Source organism: Weissella sp. LMG 11983, assembly GCF_025908495.1.
Taxonomy (GTDB): Bacteria; Bacillota; Bacilli; order Lactobacillales; family Lactobacillaceae; genus Weissella; species Weissella fermenti.
The window spans coordinates 222,376-237,813 of sequence record NZ_JAOZFD010000002.1 but is presented as its reverse complement, the minus strand read 5'-3'; the positions used below and the strand labels follow the sequence as shown (position 1 = coordinate 237,813).

The following is a 15,438-nucleotide window of genomic DNA, read 5'->3' as shown; positions in this document are numbered from 1 at the left end:
TAATATAAAGGATACCTTAAGACGCAGGAGTACGAAATGGCTATTAACTATCCAAATGGACGCCAATTTAATCCGAGTGCGTTTTCAAAGCCGGTCTCAAAAGGTGTTTCCCAAAGTAATCGCGGTATGTCATTGGAAAATGATTTGAACGACGCAAATGCGTACTACCTAGCAACAGATAAGGCTGTGATTCATAAAAAGCCCACGCCTATTCAAATTGTTAACGTTAGCTACCCTGCCCGTTCAGCTGCGAAAATTACGGAAGCATATTTTAGACAGGCTTCTACCACAGATTACAATGGTGTTTATAATGGGCAATATATCGACTTCGATGCGAAGGAAACGACCAATAAGCAGTCATTTCCTTTGAAAAATGTCCATGAACATCAGATTAAGCATTTGAAGCAAGTGGTTACACAGCATGGACTCGCTTTCATGATTATTCGCTTTTCCAACCTAAATGAGACATACGTCATTTGGGCAGAGCTATTATTCACTTACTGGGATAATCAAGAAACCCAACGAAAGTCGATTCCATACGACGTTATTAAGGCAGAAGGTGCGTTAGTTCCCCTCGGAATCAACCCAACCACGCCCTACTTAACCGCTATTGATGAATTGCTTAATCAACGTAAAGTATAAGGAGAACTATTTGTTATGACAGAAGAGATGTCACGCGTGCAAAGGTTACGCTCAAAAAAGAAGACATCCCAGCCAACTTCAAAGTGGAAGCGCTATACAAAGTATACGTTGCTAACACTTGTGACGCTTGGCGCAGCCGGCACATTGGCCGGAGTTGGTGCTTTCACCTACTATGCTTCATCAGCACCTAAAGTGACAAATGCTGCTCTTGTCGGCACTTCACAAACCCAATACTTGGATAAGAACGGTGACGTTTTCTATACAAGTGGCTCACAAAAGCGTGAGATTGCCAAGCAATCTGAGATTCCACAAGAAATGCGTATGGCCGTTGTTTCAATCGAGGATCGTCGTTTTTACAAGCACCACGGTGTTGATCCTCGCCGTATTCTCGGCGCTGCATTTGCTAACTTCACTGGTTCATCACTTGGTTTGCAAGGTGGTTCTACCCTAACGCAACAATTGATTAAGTTGACTGTTTTCTCAACAGCGGCTAGTGACCAAACGTTGAAGCGTAAGGCACAAGAAGCTTGGCTTGCTTTGAAGCTTGAGAAGCAATACTCAAAGAATCAAATTTTGACGCTTTATATGAACAAGGTTTATATGGGTAATGGTGTTTATGGTATGAAGACGGCTGCTGATTACTACTTCGGTAAGTCACTTGACCAATTGTCAACGCCTCAAATGGCCTTGTTGGCTGGTTTGCCACAATCACCTACTGGTTATGATCCATACACTAACCCAAAGGACGCCAAGAATTGTCGTGACGAAGTTCTTGAAGCAATGGCCCAAAACGGCGTTATCACGCAATCTAAGGCCAATGAGTACATGAAGACGCCGATCGACGACGGTTTGGTCTCAACTCACTCAGATCAACTTGAAAACACTGAAGAAAAGACCAAGATCAACCAAGCGTACATCACATCGGTTAATGCTGAATTGAAGAGCCTTGGCTACAATCCTGACACTGACGGTTTGACGATTCAAACGAATCTTGAGCCAAAGGTACAGAACCGCGCCTACAACATTGTTAACACAGAAAACTATGTTGCTTGGCCTGATGATGAGATGCAAGTTGGTTTGACAGTTACCGACCCCCGCAACGGTGACGTGATTGCCCAAATTGGTGGTCGTAAAGAAACAACCCTATTTGGTACCAACCACGCAACTAACACCAAGCGTTCATCTGGATCAACAGCTAAGCCTTTGGTCGCATACGGTCCAGCAATCGAAGATATGAACTGGTCAACGAACCACGCCGTTGATGACAATGCCTACAAGTATCCTGGCACAAACATCTCCGTGAATGACTTTGACCACCGTTACCTTGGTACGATTTCAATGCGTACAGCGATTGCACAATCTCGTAACATCCCTGCCGTTCAAACGTTGCAAGAAGTTGGTTATGACAAATCTTCTGCATTCCTTAAGAAGCTCGGTATTAACGAAGATCCTAAGGAGATGGTTGCCTCAAACGCCATTGGAATCGACATTTCAACTGAGCAAGAAGCAGCTGCCTACTCAGCATTCGCAAATGGTGGTACTTATTACAAGCCATCTTACATTTCTAAGATTACTGACCGTAGTGGTGCCGTGAAGAAGTTTAGTTCTAAGGGTTCAGAGGCTATGAAGTCTTCTACAGCCTTCATGATGACAAGCATGTTGAAGTCGGTTATCAGCGATTCATACGCCAAGATGATTGCAACCGATGCTTATAATCAAGCTGGTAAGACAGGAACAGTCGCTTATGGCGCAGATTCAAACATGTCAGCTGATTCAGCAATGGATACTTGGTTCACTGGATACACTAAGAGTGCTGCCATTTCTGTTTGGACAGGTTATGACGATCCAAACGAGGTCGGCCACGATTTGACTGGTAACGAACAATACATCATGTTGAAGGTTTATGGCGCCTTGATGGATTACGTAATGTCTGATTCTTCAATGGACGGATCAGACTGGACGGTTCCTTCAACCGTTAAGCAAGTTAATGTTTACGGTAAGAAGGAATACCAAGTGGCCGGTGCTAACGTAGCAAACGAAAAGACGGTCGGTGTGGCATCAACATACACACCTTCTTATTCTTCACGTTCTACGTCAACGTACACGCCATCATCAAGCTCAACAGCCAGCTCACAACCCGCTGAAAGTTCAGCGCCAGCAGCATCAAATGAACCAGCAAGTTCTTCTACGCCTGCTAGTTCATCAGCTCAGAGCTCAAGTACCCCACCTGCTAGTTCGTCATCAGAATAACGACAGCAGTAATTAAATAAAAAAGCAAGGAGTCGAATGGTTTAATTACCGTTCGGCTCCTTGCTTTTTATTATTTAAATTTTGACCAGTCAGTATTCAAAATATCAACATTCGTTGGAATGTTAACTTTTTCATCTGAATTCAACTGCTTAAATTGCGTCCGCTTTTGACGCTCTTGACGAACTTCCTGGACAGAACGATAATTTTTCTTCTGCCAGGCCACCAGAATGGTCTCAATGTAACGCAGGTTTAAGGCAGCATTCAGAACCGCTTCCTGCACCGCCGCTTTGATGAATTCCGGCTTGAAATGATCCACGTCAAACCAGTTTTTAACGGTTTCCATCTCCATCTGACTTAACGGACGACCAAACTCTTGCTCGATTAAGTTATAAATCGCTGCACGACTCAAATCGTCCTGATGCGTTACCGGTTGACCTTGCGTGGCAACACGCTGCGCCGCAGTCATCGTATCACTACCTGGTTCAGAAACCAACTTGTCATATAGTGGTTGGAAATCCAACTGTGTGCTAACGCGACCAGCACCATCACGCATACTAACAAAATTAACCAATCCCTTGGCGCGCATTGCCTCAAGGTGTCCAAACACCGTCTGCGCATCCCAGCCAAGTGTCTCCCCAATTTTTTGCGTGCTAGGTTCTAGTTCGCCACGATCAATACCTGCCTTCGTTTGCACGTAAACAAGCAATTCTTCGTTCGTCATGCCAAGGTCACGGTAATGTTGTAGTAAATAGTTACTGATGCTCGTTGTACCAGCTTGCATAAACGCTGCAAAATTTAATTTATCTGTCATACGTTCCCCTAACTAAAATTTGAAAGCATGTACCCCATACTTTTCGATTTTTCTATTATACCCCCATATTTCCGTCAACGCGATGGTCATATTCAGAGTACGCTAAACGTTATAGGAGGATTTGCAACATGGATAATAATGATAATCGCCCATTGTGGCTACGTCCCTGGTTCTGGCTGGTAGCACTATTCTTTATCGGTCGTCGAAAAAAGAAAAACAAACAACCAAAATAATTACTACGATAATAAACCGCTGAAAACAGTTATAACGACTGTTTTCAGCGGTTTATTAATGTTTGTATTTAAGCTTATGGCCACAAACGGTTCATTGTACGTGGGAATGGGATTGCCTCACGGATGTGCTCCTCACCTGTAATCCAAGTAACGGCACGCTCCAACCCAAGACCGAATCCTGAGTGAGGTACTGAACCATACTTACGCAAGTCCAAGTACCATGAGTATTCCTTCAAGTCCAAACCTTGTTCCTTGATACGTTGCTCAAGGTAATCGTAGTCTGTATCACGTTCTGAACCACCGATGATTTCACCGTATCCCTCAGGTGCCAACAAGTCAGCTGAGATAACGACATCATCGCGATCTGGGTGGCGCTTCATGTAGAAGGCCTTGATTTCCTTAGGGAAGTTCGTGATGAAGACAGGCTTAGCAAAGTGATTTGCCAAGAACGTCTCTTCAGGTGAACCGAAATCAGCACCCCATTCAACATCAAAGTCGTTTTCTTGCAACAACTTGATAGCATCATCGTATGAGAAACGTGGGTATGGCAATTGCGTGTATGACTTCAACAATTCCTTGTCACGTCCCAACAAGTCCAATTCGTACTCGTTACGATCCAAAACAGCTTGAATCAAGTAAGCGATGTAACGCTCTTGCACTTCAAGTGATTGTTCTTGGTGCATCCAAGCCATTTCTGGCTCAATCATCCAGAACTCAGTTAAGTGACGACGTGTCTTTGACTTTTCAGCACGGAAAGTTGGTCCGAACGTGAAGACACGTCCAAAGGCCATTGCCCCAGCTTCAGCATACAATTGTCCAGTTTGTGACATGTAAGCATCAGTATCGAAGTATTCCGTGTGGAACAATTCAGTCGTTCCTTCAGGAGCTGAACCCGTCAAAATTGGTGAATCAATCTTAACGAAGCCTTCCTTGTTAAAGAACTCGTACGTTGCAGCAATAATCGTGTTACGAATACGCAAAACAGCGAATGGTTGGATGTGGCGCAAGTACAAGTGACGGTGATCCATCAAGAAATCCGTACCGTGCTCCTTTGGCGTAATTGGGTAACCTTCTGACTCCCCAACAACCGTCAAATCCTTAACTTGCATTTCGTATCCGAATGGTGAACGCTCGTCTTCACGAATTGTACCAATCAAGTACATGCTCGTTTCTTGCGTCAAAGCCTTGGCCTTGGCAAAGATTTCTTCACCAACGGCTTCCTTTGAAACAACCCCTTGGAAAAAGGCCGTACCGTCACGCAATTGCAAGAATTGCATCTTTCCTGAACCACGCTTGTTACGCAACCAAGCGCCCAATCGAACCTCTTGGCCGACGTAGTTCTTCGCGTCTTCAATGCGAATTGTATCCATCTTCTAAACTCCCTTAGATGTGTAATCTCTTATAAATGTTGGATGGTCCGAACTGCCTTACCATCCGCAAATTGATAGGTGATAAAGTTCAAATTGCCTTGTCGATCTATAAACGTGACTTCCCACACAGGAACTTGCTTATAGATTGCCAACCCGAGGCTTGTAATTCGCTTTGGGTTGTACTTTGACTTCACAAGTTGTCGCACCTCAGCAGCCGAAACACCATCAGCCATTTTAACGGTGACGAGTTTCTTTGACTTTCCTTTTACAATAACACCAATTTTTTGGTGCTTCTTGTTCTCACCAACCACACTGTAGTACGTGTCGTTACGAGAAACCGCGTAAAATTGGGTTGCTGAGGTGATCTTATTTCGCTTAACCGCCAATTCAGTCACTCGTTCACGCGCCGCAGTAACCGGGTGCATTGCAACCGACACAATCGTAGCACCACCAATGAGTAGTACTAACACAACGATTAAGCCAATTAGCCAGCGCCATCCGTGCCGGCGACGTCTTGAACGAGCGGTTGATCGCATTTCCATGTGTCGTGGCTCCTTCTGGTTAGTTCTGCGTGAACAGAACAAAATCAATTATTACTGTATCAAATTTTACAGCAATATTAAAGACCTTGCGTTAATGCGCATCAAAAAATCGCTTCACCTTTGGGACAACTTCATTGTCAGCCAACGTATATTGTGGCATTTCCTCCGGTAACATATTGCGCAACGTCTTTCCGTAAGACTTCGTCAAGATACGTGGGTCATAAATCACCACAGCACCAAAATCATCCGGCTTGCGAATCAAACGACCGACACCTTGGCGCAAACGTAGCACCGCCTTTGGCAACGTGCTTTGATAGAACGGTTGCTTACCGTGTGCCATCAAGACCGCTTCTTCGGCGCGAGCTAGCACGCTATTTGGTTGGTCAAATGGTAGTCGCGCAATCACCACCATCCGGAGTTGATCACCAGGCAAGTCGACACCTTCCCAGAAACTATTGGCACCCAAAACAACCATATGTGATTCGTTTTGCAGACGCTTCATAATTTTGCTACGCGTCCCCGTCACACCTTGTGCCAGCAACGTCATATTTCCTTGCTGCCAAGTTTGATTTGACTGCATGTGATTATAGACCTGCTGAATGGTGTCTAACGAATTAAACAGCACCAGCGTGTTTTCTTGAACCGTCGTCGTCAATTGCACCAATTGCTTGGCCAAATAGCTAACGTACCCTGAATCAGTTGGAGACGGCGCATTCTCAACCATTACCAATTCAGCTTGATTCTTAAAATCAAACACTTCAGGATAACGACGAGCAAATACCGTATCACGATCAATATTCAAACGATCATATAGGTAACCTGACTTCGTTGATGTAAACAACGTTGCCCCGACAATGGTTGGTGGCATAAAGTGCGGATAAACCTTGTCTTTGAAGAAATCCAAGGTGTGTAGCAACCCACCACTCAAACGCAAGTTGCTGCTGTCATGGTTTTGATTTTCCGTTAGCCAGAAGACACTCGCATCTGGGAAATCAACCAAATCTTGTTGGAACGTCGTCAAGCGTTGCTCATACTTCGCAATACTCTCTAGCAAACGACGGAAATCCGCCAAATGTTGACGCTCATTCAATGAAAATGCGTCCTTGGTATTACTGAATTGCTCCAACAAATAATCCATCGATTCGCCCAAATCACGGACTGCATGACGCATACTCGTTAGGTGGTGTCCTTGGTCGACCCAGAACTGTGCCAACTCAGAAATCGGTAGTTCCACTTCGTAGTGACCTTCCGTCGCTGGTGTATGCCCATTGAGCAAGAAACGACGATAGAACGCAACTTGTAGCTTTGGCAACTCACTTGAGAGCACTTCCAATTGCTGCAAGAAACGAGACTTCAATTGTTGCCCACCGACTAAGCGATTCAAAATCACCCCAATCGAGGGATCGTTATCACGCAAAATCAAATTCGTCGCGTTTTGAACACGCGTCAACCAAACTTGGAATGGCAATTGGTGACGGCTTTGTTCTAGAACGGCATTTGGCAAGTTCTGGGCTTCGTCAATCACCAAGTATGGTAAATCTTCAGTCGTTCCCAGCTCTTGGGCATATTCAGCCAAGTACGCATGATTAACAACCAAGAATTGTGCATTCTCAGCCAAGACATGCTGACGTTCGCTAAATTCGTGTCCATAGTAAGGTGACCCAGCTGGATTATTGGCCGGCTGTGACAACTTAGCCATAAAGTCTGGCTGCGGATTAATCAAATTCAATTCGTCAAAATCACCGCTCAAGGTTTCAGTTAACCAAACCAAGATTTGTGCCTTGATAAATTGCAATGACGTCGATCCTTCGTCGACGCGTAAAGCACGCTTGAAACTTTGCAAATTCAAGTAGTGCGTACGTCCCTTCAGGCTCGCCCCACGTACTTCAAATGGCAAAATGTCCTTCAACGTCGTATTAATCGTATCGGTCACTTGTTGTTGCAGCGTAATTGTTGGCACAGCAACAACTACTTGCTTCTGTTGTTCATCCGCTAGATAAGCATATGGCAACAAGTAAGCCAACGTCTTTCCCATTCCCGTTGGTGCCTCAGCAACAAATGCCGTCTTACCAGGTTCATTTGATAACTCAGCTTCTGTGTAATGCGTGTAAATCGCATTCATCAACTTTGCTTGTTGCTCACGGTACGCCAGTTCTTTGCCATACAACTGTTCTTTTGCAGCTTTTTTAGCTGGGAAAGCCGGTGCATGTCCTGTGACCAACGGTGCCGGATCAGAGAAGCGACGCAATGCTAATCCATCAATCACTTGCAAGTGCGCTGGTAATGGTTGTGGCTGGGCTTGATTCTTGGCCAAAGCCTTTTCAAATACTGTCTTCGTGTCACGTGGCAAAACCAGTGGCAAATCCGCCAACGTTTGTAGTGTCAACATTGGCAACCCTTCAGCCCATTCAAAATCGCAATAAGCAAATCGGCTGTTGCCAACGCATCACTGTCCGCTTGGTGCGGGTGACTGTGTTCCAGCGCTAGGTAGTTGGTCATATCAACCAAACGATATCCTGGCGCAGTGGGCCACAAAATTTGACTTAGCGGCACCGTATCCAAAGCAGTACTCTTCAATCCTGTTAATCCCACACGCTCAAATTCAGCATTCAAAAACGGCAAATCAAAGTTAACGTTGTGGGCCACAAAAATTGTGCCTTGTAGCATGGCATGTAGTGTCATGGCGACGTCCTCAAAAAAAGGCGCCCCCTTCACCATACTTTGTGTGATACCCGTTAATTGGGTAATGTTACGTGGAATTTGCTCGCCAGGGTTAACCAACGTTGAAAATTGGTTAATGACTTTTTTATTTTGTACGAATGCGACCGCAATCTGAATGATTCGGCCCAATTCGCTCGTTGTACGGGTTGTCTCTAGATCGACAACCGCATAGATGTCTCGATTTAGCATCAGAGCGTACCACGACCTTCTTTTAGTAGTACCCTAATTGTATCATGAATTTTCACATTTATTTCCCTAATATAATGGGTTTTGGTATGATAATAGCAGTTTGAAAAAACAATTAGAGAATGGATTGGTGATTTTACAGTGGAAAAGCTAGCAACTGGTACTAGCCACGCCAAGGTGATTTTACTTGGTGAACACGCGGTCGTTTACGGCCAACCTGCCATTGCCTTACCCCTACCGGATTTGGCCATGACAGCTACAATCGAGGCTCGTGAAGAAGGACAAATTGTAATCGCTCAAGGGTATCAAGGCCCTCTAGCGACCATGGCAGAAGTATATGAAGGCGTACGACAATTGATTGTCCGTTTGCTCCGTCACTTCAACGCTATCAAGACGCCTTTTACCTTGCGTATCCAGTCAAGCATTCCACAAGAACGTGGTATGGGGTCTTCTGCGGCCTCAGCGATCGCCATTGTGCGTGCTTTCTTTGCGTTCTTCGAGACAGAATTAAGCGATGCTGAACTACAACGCTGGGCCAACATTGAAGAAGCCATTACACACGGCTCACCATCTGGTATTGATGCTGCGACAACCGCACACGATGTACCGGTATGGTTTGTAAAGGGTGAAAAGCCTGAGCCAATGTCAATGGCGCTTCACGGGACATTAATCATTGCTGACACTGGCGTACATGGCCAAACTGGTCTTGCCGTCTCAGTGGTCCGTGAGCAACTTGATAACGAACCCGAAGCAACGCGTCCGCACATCGACGCACTAGGTCAAATCGCTCGTGAAACCCGCGAAGACCTAGCTAATGACGATATTCAATCATTGGGTCGTCACATGAACGACGCCCAATCTCACTTGTCAGCTTTAGGTGTTTCTCACCCAAAGCTTGATGAATTAATCAACGCTGCCAATCAAGCTGGTGCCCTCGGCGCTAAGTTAACTGGCGGTGGTGTTGGCGGTGCTATGCTCGCCCTTGCGCAAAGCGATGAAGATGTACAACGCATCATCCAAGCGCTTGAAGCGGCTGGCGCACAAGAAGTTTGGGCTCAACGTTACCCACAAATGTAGGAGATAACTCATGATGCATGTAACTGCCCGCGCGCACACAAATATTGCGTTGCTAAAGTACTGGGGTAAGCAAAACGAAAAACTCATCATGCCAACTACGACCTCTGTGTCCCTCACGTTGGATGAATTTTATACTGATACAACAGTCTGGTTTGACGATACTTTGAGCGCTGATGAACTGACGTTGGATGGTGAACCATTGACTGGCAAAGGGGCAACGAAAGTTATCCGTTTCCTTGATATGGTCCGTGAATTAGCTGGCGAAACCCGTTTCGCTCATGTTCACTCAATCAACCACGTCCCTACTGCCGCCGGCCTGGCTTCTTCAGCTTCAGCATTTGCTGCGTTAGCTGGTGCTGCCAGTAAAGCTGCCGGTTTGACACTGTCAGATGCAGACTTGTCACGCCTTGCGCGACAGGGTTCCGGCTCAGCTTCACGTTCTATCTTTGGTGGTTTTGCCATCTGGGAACGTGGTACTGATAGCGAAACGTCAGTTGCCCACGCGTTCCAAGAAAACGTCGATTGGCCAATTCAGTTATTGACGGTTATCGTAAGTGATCAACCTAAGAAGGTTGACTCTCGTGGTGGCATGCAACATGCACTCACGACATCACCGATGTATCAAACGTGGGTTGACTACACGAATAATCACGTTGACGATATGACAACTGCAATTAAGGCACATGACTTAACCGCAATTGGTGAACTTGCTGAAACAGATGCACTGATGATGCATGCAACCAATGCCACATCAGTCCCTCCTTTCAACTACTTAACGGATACGTCTTGGACAATCATCACTATCGCGCAGAAGTTACGTGAACAAGGTGTCCCTGTGTACGCAACCATGGATGCTGGTCCAAACGTTAAGTTGATTTCACAACCATCAGATACTGACACGATTCTTACGGCACTTACAGCCGAGTTGCCAGGTGTGCAAATTAAGGTTGCAACACCTGGCCCTGGAATCAAAATCGTTGAAGGAGATGAAATTTAATGACAACTGCTAAAGCTCCTGGCAAGCTTTATCTTGCCGGTGAATACGCGGTCACGCTTAGTGGTCAACCCAGTGTTGTTATCGCAGTTGATCGATTTGTCACTGCTGATGTCACGCGTCGTACGGATGACCAATTAGTGGTTGCCAGTGATCAATTAGGCGAGCAAAATTGGCCAGTTAGCGAACTTCCAACTTTGCCCCTCACTGATGATTGGCGCCTTGTGATTCGCACTTTGCAGGTATTAAATGATTATCTTCTTGACAACGGTCAACCTGTCACAGGGTTGACCGTTTCCATTAAGAGTCATTTAAATGCCGACAATGGTCAAAAACTTGGCCTTGGTTCATCAGCCGCCGTCGTAGTCGCGCTTATTAAAGCCGTCATTGACGACTACGAACTGCCAATGACCCCTGAACAACGCTTTAAGTTGGCGGCATTAATTACATTGACGACGCCAAACTTCAAAGCTGGTTCAATGGGTGACATCGCTGCTGCCAGTCTCGGTGGCGTGGTTTTGTATAGCAAATTTGATACTGAGGTTATAACTGAATGGATTGACAGTAATCGTTATTTCTCAGAAATCATCGCTCGCGACTGGCCACTCCTTCGTCTTGAACGACTTGGTTTTCCTGCTGACTGGCAACTGTTAGTTGGTTGGACAGGCGCACCAGCAGATACGCAACAACTGTTGGCACAAGGCGCCACAACAGTTGATAAGCAACATGCTAAACAATTATTGGCCCAAAACACGGCGCCACTTGTTAACATGTTAGTTGAGGGCCTGCGTCGAATGGACTACGATAAGGTCGCCACGGCGCTTCGTTTGAATCAAGAACAACTATTCACTTATACCAGCCAAGTTGGGTTATCATACATGACACCACAACTGTTAACACTCCTTTCAACCGCGAGTGAGCTTGGTGCAAGTGCTAAAATATCAGGTGCTGGTGGCGGTGATAACGGGATTGCCATTACGAACAATCCGTTGGTTGCTAAAGCGCTCACGCAAGCCTGGCTTGCAGCTGGCATCCAACCGCTACCACTCTCAATTGCAACTTTATAGGAGAAAATGATTATGGAATTGCCCACGCACACCGCAAAGATGAACACCTAGCTCTAGCGGAAGCCGAATTCCGTCGTAATGCCCCAACGTCATCATTGCACGACGTTCGCATTATTCACCAAGGGTTGCCAGAAACACGCGTCGCCGACGTTGATTTAAGTGTGATGGACCCTTACTTTAACTTTACAACTCCCTTCTACATCGAAGCGATGACTGGTGGTAGCCAAAAGACTGGTAAAGTGAACGCTCAACTGGCAACCGCTGCCAAGGAAACTGGTTTGGCCATGGCTGTTGGCTCACAAAGTGTCGCTTTGAAGGATCCTGAAGCAATCGCCACGTTTAAGTCAGTTCGTGAAATTAACCCCGATGGCTTCGTGATGGCCAACATCGGCGCTGGTCACACGGCCGAACACGCCCAACAAGTTGTTGATATGATTCAAGCCAACGCCCTTGAAGTTCACATCAACGTTGCACAAGAAGTGGTCATGCCTGAAGGTGATCGTGAATACATTTGGGCTGAAGAGCTACAGCGCATTATCGAAACCGTGTCTGTTCCTGTCATTATAAAGGAAGTCGGTTTCGGTATGTCACAAGAAACGATTGCGCAAATTCGTGACTTAGGTGCCCAATACGTCAACTTAGGTGGTCGTTCAGGGACGAACTTCGCTGTGATTGAAGATCGCCGCAATCGTGAAATGACGGCTGCTCACGGCTACCTTTACGACTGGGGTCAAACCACTGCTGAAAGCTTGCTTGAGGCACAATTGGTTGAAAACGCGCCTACTGTATTTGCTACTGGTGGTATTCAAGACCCATTGGATGTCATGAAGGCCCAAATCCTTGGTGCCAAAGCAGTTGGTGTTGCTGGTCACTTCTTGCACACTGTGCTAAATGAAGGCACTGATGGTTTGATTACCGAAATCACTCGTTGGCAAAACCACTTGGCAAAGCTTTACGCCATGGTTGGTGCAACGAACCAGGCTGACTTAGCGAAGGTTAAGACGGTTTTGTCACCTGAATTGAAAAACTATATTGATCAACGCCGTTAATGCGGCCGATTTGATTAACGAATCATTAAGACAAGGTTACGTTTGTAGCCTTGTTTTTTAGTTTTCATGGCATTTTCAAAGGATTAGTAAAGCGAGTAAAGGTCACCTTGCGATTGCCGGTTATCACTGACAGCTAGTCGTTTTACTCGGTATATTAGAAGCATGAAGAACATGTTAACGGAGAGTATTCGTCAGCAGACTGACGATCAAATTATTGATGCAACGCTGACTTTGTTGCAAAGCCAGTCCTATGACCAACTTGCGGTTACTGAAATTACCCGCATGGCAGGCGTGTCACGGATGGCTTTCTATCGCCATTTTGGTACAAAGGAAGCAGTCATCAAGACGATTGTAGAACAACTTACAGATGACTTTGCGAAGGAAGCCGCTGCCCTACCGTTGGAAAGCGAAATCATTGCACGCGAATTCTTCGGATTCGTGCAAGCTAATGGTATGGCAATTGCAGTTTTGTTAAACGCCGGCCTTCGCGAACAATTCTACCCACCTTTGCGTGATATCATGCACGGCTTGTACGCGGAATTGTTCCGTAGCCAAGCTAGTCACTCAATGTCAATTGACTATGTGTCTGACTTTACTGCTTCTGGTATGTTGGCTTTGGCCATCCGCTGGATTGCTACGGGGATGCACGAATCAGTTGATGAAATGGCCAAGATTGCCACTGAAATGACTGACGCACAACACGCGAACCTATAAAATAAAGGACTTGGTACTATACCAAGTCCTTTATTTTTTGTGCATCAATACTGCTTCACACTTCCAAAAAAGCCATCTAAAAACCCTCTAAAGAAATCGACCATATCTGGCGTGAATACTAACAATACCCAAACCAGTACCACAAAAAAGAACCACTTATTCTGGCGGAGTAACTCATTAACGCGTTGCCACGGCGCCATGATAAGCACAGCTATGAAAGCAATCAATTGTAAAGTATAGAACGCCATGTTTACCAAGTAAGGCCAATTCGCTAATTTGGCATCGAAATTCCTTAAGATGAATACCACTACGCTGGCTACAATCAGCGTAAATAGGATGATTTCAACCGGCGTATAATGACCAGCACTACGATCCTCAAATTTTTCAACCAACCGTTCATCCCCACGAATTAATTCATCCAATGAAACATCATACAACGCTCCAATCGCCAGCACGTTCTTGAAACTTGGCAAGGAAGTATCGTTTTCCCACTTTGAAACAGATTGCCGCGTAACCCCCAGAATATCTGCAAGTTCTTGTTGTGACATATTGTGATTTTCACGTTGCAATTGAATGTTCTCACCAAATTTCATGATAGTTCCTCCGCTAATTTACTACAGTAAAATCTACCGGAAAAAATCTAAAATTACTAGCAACTATAGGTTGCACTTTGGAAAACAGCTTCGCAACCAGCGGAAATTCCGATAAAAAGAAAAAAGCCAGCAAATATGCTGACTTTGTCTCCCGGTTAGATACCTGAAACACCGAAGTATAGACCGTCTGGGTTCGCGAAATTAAAGACCTTTTGGAGACCCATTTCGACTAATTCGCCCTTTTCGACATTCAATTCTGTCATCTTGTTGTACAACGCATCCACGTCGTCTGACGTGAAACATGATTGAAGGTACGTTATCAACGACTTCAGGTGAGTTCTCCTTGATAAACTCACGGTCAAAGATATTCAACGCGAATGCGCCGTCTTCTGAAGGTGCCACTTGCACCATTTCAGTCTCGCCCATATCTTGACGATCACGCTCAACAAATCCCAATGATACCCAAAAATCCGCTTCACGGTTCACATCACTTACGTACAACATTACTTCAACGTCATTATTCATGTTCATTCTCACTTTCAGATTGTACGTTAATGGTAACATTTTAGATTGTGCTAATACAACGACTGGTATTTTATCCAAGTGAGCCGTTTTTAACACTCGTTATCCAAGCCGTAACAAAACTTTGAAAGAAATCCACCATATATGGCAACAGAATTAGACTAAGCCATAACACTAACCACACAAATACTTTGCGGTCCTTCAATATTTGATTGATTTGTCCCCAAGGTGCCGTTTTTACGAAGCCTATGAAAGCTACGAGTTGCGCTAATTGCAACACCGCGCCAGGCCAATCATTTATCGTGATATTTGGCCAAATCATTATCAGTATAATACCTACTATTCCTGTACCCACCAATGAAAAAACGATAATTTCTGTTGGCAGGAGATTAAATCCCTTTTCGTGCTCATACTCCTCAATCAACCGATCATCCCCACGTACCAACTCATCCAACGAAAGATTAAACACATCCCCAATCATCAACACGCTTTTGAAACTTGGCAGCGCTGTGTCATTTTCCCACTTTGAAATTGATTGCCGGGTTACTCCCAATTTGTCCGCTAACTCTTGTTGTGACATCCCATGTTGCTCACGATGCAGTTGAATATTTTCACCAATCTTCATTTCGTATCCTCCTCATTCCTACCCCTTAACTTTACAAGAATG

15 protein-coding genes are annotated in these 15,438 nt (G+C 45.3%); 7 read left to right on the top strand and 8 right to left on the bottom strand.

Translation table 11 applies throughout. The features are described from left to right. Positions 1-36 precede the first annotated feature (36 nt). Both recU and OIT45_RS10680 read left to right on the top strand, forming a co-directional pair. Positions 37-642: a Holliday junction resolvase RecU gene (recU, locus tag OIT45_RS10685; protein WP_087043720.1), complete on the top strand. Its 606-nt coding sequence runs from the start codon at positions 37-39 to the stop codon at positions 640-642. A gap of 15 nt (positions 643-657) precedes the next feature. Next, positions 658-2,892 carry a PBP1A family penicillin-binding protein gene (locus OIT45_RS10680; protein WP_264340069.1) on the top strand — a complete coding sequence of 745 codons (2,235 nt, stop codon included), beginning with the start codon at positions 658-660 and terminating at the stop codon, positions 2,890-2,892. 70 nt (positions 2,893-2,962) lie between these two features. On the opposite strand, the gene OIT45_RS10675 is transcribed toward OIT45_RS10680, so the two are convergent. From OIT45_RS10675 to OIT45_RS10655, 5 genes are all read right to left on the bottom strand, one after another. Beyond that, complete coding sequence (locus OIT45_RS10675) at positions 2,963-3,703, bottom strand: DnaD domain-containing protein (RefSeq protein ID WP_087043723.1); 741 nt, start codon at positions 3,701-3,703, stop codon at positions 2,963-2,965. Positions 3,704-4,010: 307 nt separating this feature from the next. Continuing rightward, positions 4,011-5,306 carry an asparagine--tRNA ligase gene (gene asnS, locus OIT45_RS10670; RefSeq protein WP_003610494.1) on the bottom strand — a complete coding sequence of 432 codons (1,296 nt, stop codon included), beginning with the start codon at positions 5,304-5,306 and terminating at the stop codon, positions 4,011-4,013. Between the two features lie 29 nt (positions 5,307-5,335). Then, entirely contained in the window at positions 5,336-5,848 is a 513-nt protein-coding gene (locus OIT45_RS10665; protein ID WP_071707421.1) for a DUF5590 domain-containing protein, read from the bottom strand. A 91-nt stretch (positions 5,849-5,939) separates the two neighbouring features. Beyond that, positions 5,940-8,237, bottom strand: a complete 2,298-nt coding sequence (locus tag OIT45_RS10660; RefSeq protein ID WP_264340067.1) for an ATP-dependent DNA helicase — start codon at positions 8,235-8,237, stop codon at positions 5,940-5,942. Then, positions 8,231-8,758 (bottom strand): exonuclease domain-containing protein, encoded by a 528-nt coding sequence (locus OIT45_RS10655; protein ID WP_264340066.1) that lies wholly within the window; start codon positions 8,756-8,758, stop codon positions 8,231-8,233. The genes OIT45_RS10660 and OIT45_RS10655 overlap by 7 nt, the downstream gene beginning before the upstream one ends. Before the next feature lie 138 nt (positions 8,759-8,896). Between OIT45_RS10655 and mvk the strand changes: the two genes are divergently transcribed. From mvk to OIT45_RS10630, 5 genes are all read left to right on the top strand, one after another. Next, positions 8,897-9,832, top strand: coding sequence for a mevalonate kinase (gene mvk / locus OIT45_RS10650; RefSeq protein WP_003607593.1), 936 nt, complete (start codon positions 8,897-8,899; stop codon positions 9,830-9,832). Between the two features lie 10 nt (positions 9,833-9,842). After that, on the top strand, positions 9,843-10,829 hold the full coding sequence (gene mvaD / locus OIT45_RS10645; RefSeq protein ID WP_135388110.1) for a diphosphomevalonate decarboxylase: 987 nt from the start codon (positions 9,843-9,845) through the stop codon (positions 10,827-10,829). Next, the gene (locus tag OIT45_RS10640) at positions 10,829-11,893 is read left to right on the top strand and encodes a phosphomevalonate kinase (RefSeq protein ID WP_199404197.1); all 1,065 of its coding nucleotides are present in this window, start codon (positions 10,829-10,831) and stop codon (positions 11,891-11,893) included. Before mvaD ends, OIT45_RS10640 begins: the two co-directional genes overlap by 1 nt. A gap of 17 nt (positions 11,894-11,910) precedes the next feature. Then, positions 11,911-12,942 carry a type 2 isopentenyl-diphosphate Delta-isomerase gene (fni, locus tag OIT45_RS10635; RefSeq protein ID WP_264340111.1) on the top strand — a complete coding sequence of 344 codons (1,032 nt, stop codon included), beginning with the start codon at positions 11,911-11,913 and terminating at the stop codon, positions 12,940-12,942. A gap of 171 nt (positions 12,943-13,113) precedes the next feature. Next, positions 13,114-13,656: a TetR/AcrR family transcriptional regulator gene (locus OIT45_RS10630; RefSeq protein WP_003607597.1), complete on the top strand. Its 543-nt coding sequence runs from the start codon at positions 13,114-13,116 to the stop codon at positions 13,654-13,656. 44 nt (positions 13,657-13,700) lie between these two features. Here OIT45_RS10630 and OIT45_RS10625 read toward each other — a convergent pair whose 3' ends face one another. The 3 genes from OIT45_RS10625 to OIT45_RS10615 all read right to left on the bottom strand — a co-directional run bounded on the left by OIT45_RS10625 (position 13,701) and on the right by OIT45_RS10615 (position 15,396). After that, complete coding sequence (locus tag OIT45_RS10625; RefSeq protein WP_199404196.1) at positions 13,701-14,249, bottom strand: helix-turn-helix domain-containing protein; 549 nt, start codon at positions 14,247-14,249, stop codon at positions 13,701-13,703. A gap of 201 nt (positions 14,250-14,450) precedes the next feature. Next, a complete protein-coding gene (locus OIT45_RS10620; RefSeq protein WP_242458265.1) occupies positions 14,451-14,774 on the bottom strand; it encodes a VOC family protein in 324 nt (107 codons plus the stop codon). 70 nt (positions 14,775-14,844) lie between these two features. Beyond that, a complete protein-coding gene (locus OIT45_RS10615; protein ID WP_199404195.1) occupies positions 14,845-15,396 on the bottom strand; it encodes a helix-turn-helix transcriptional regulator in 552 nt (183 codons plus the stop codon). Positions 15,397-15,438 lie beyond the last annotated feature (42 nt).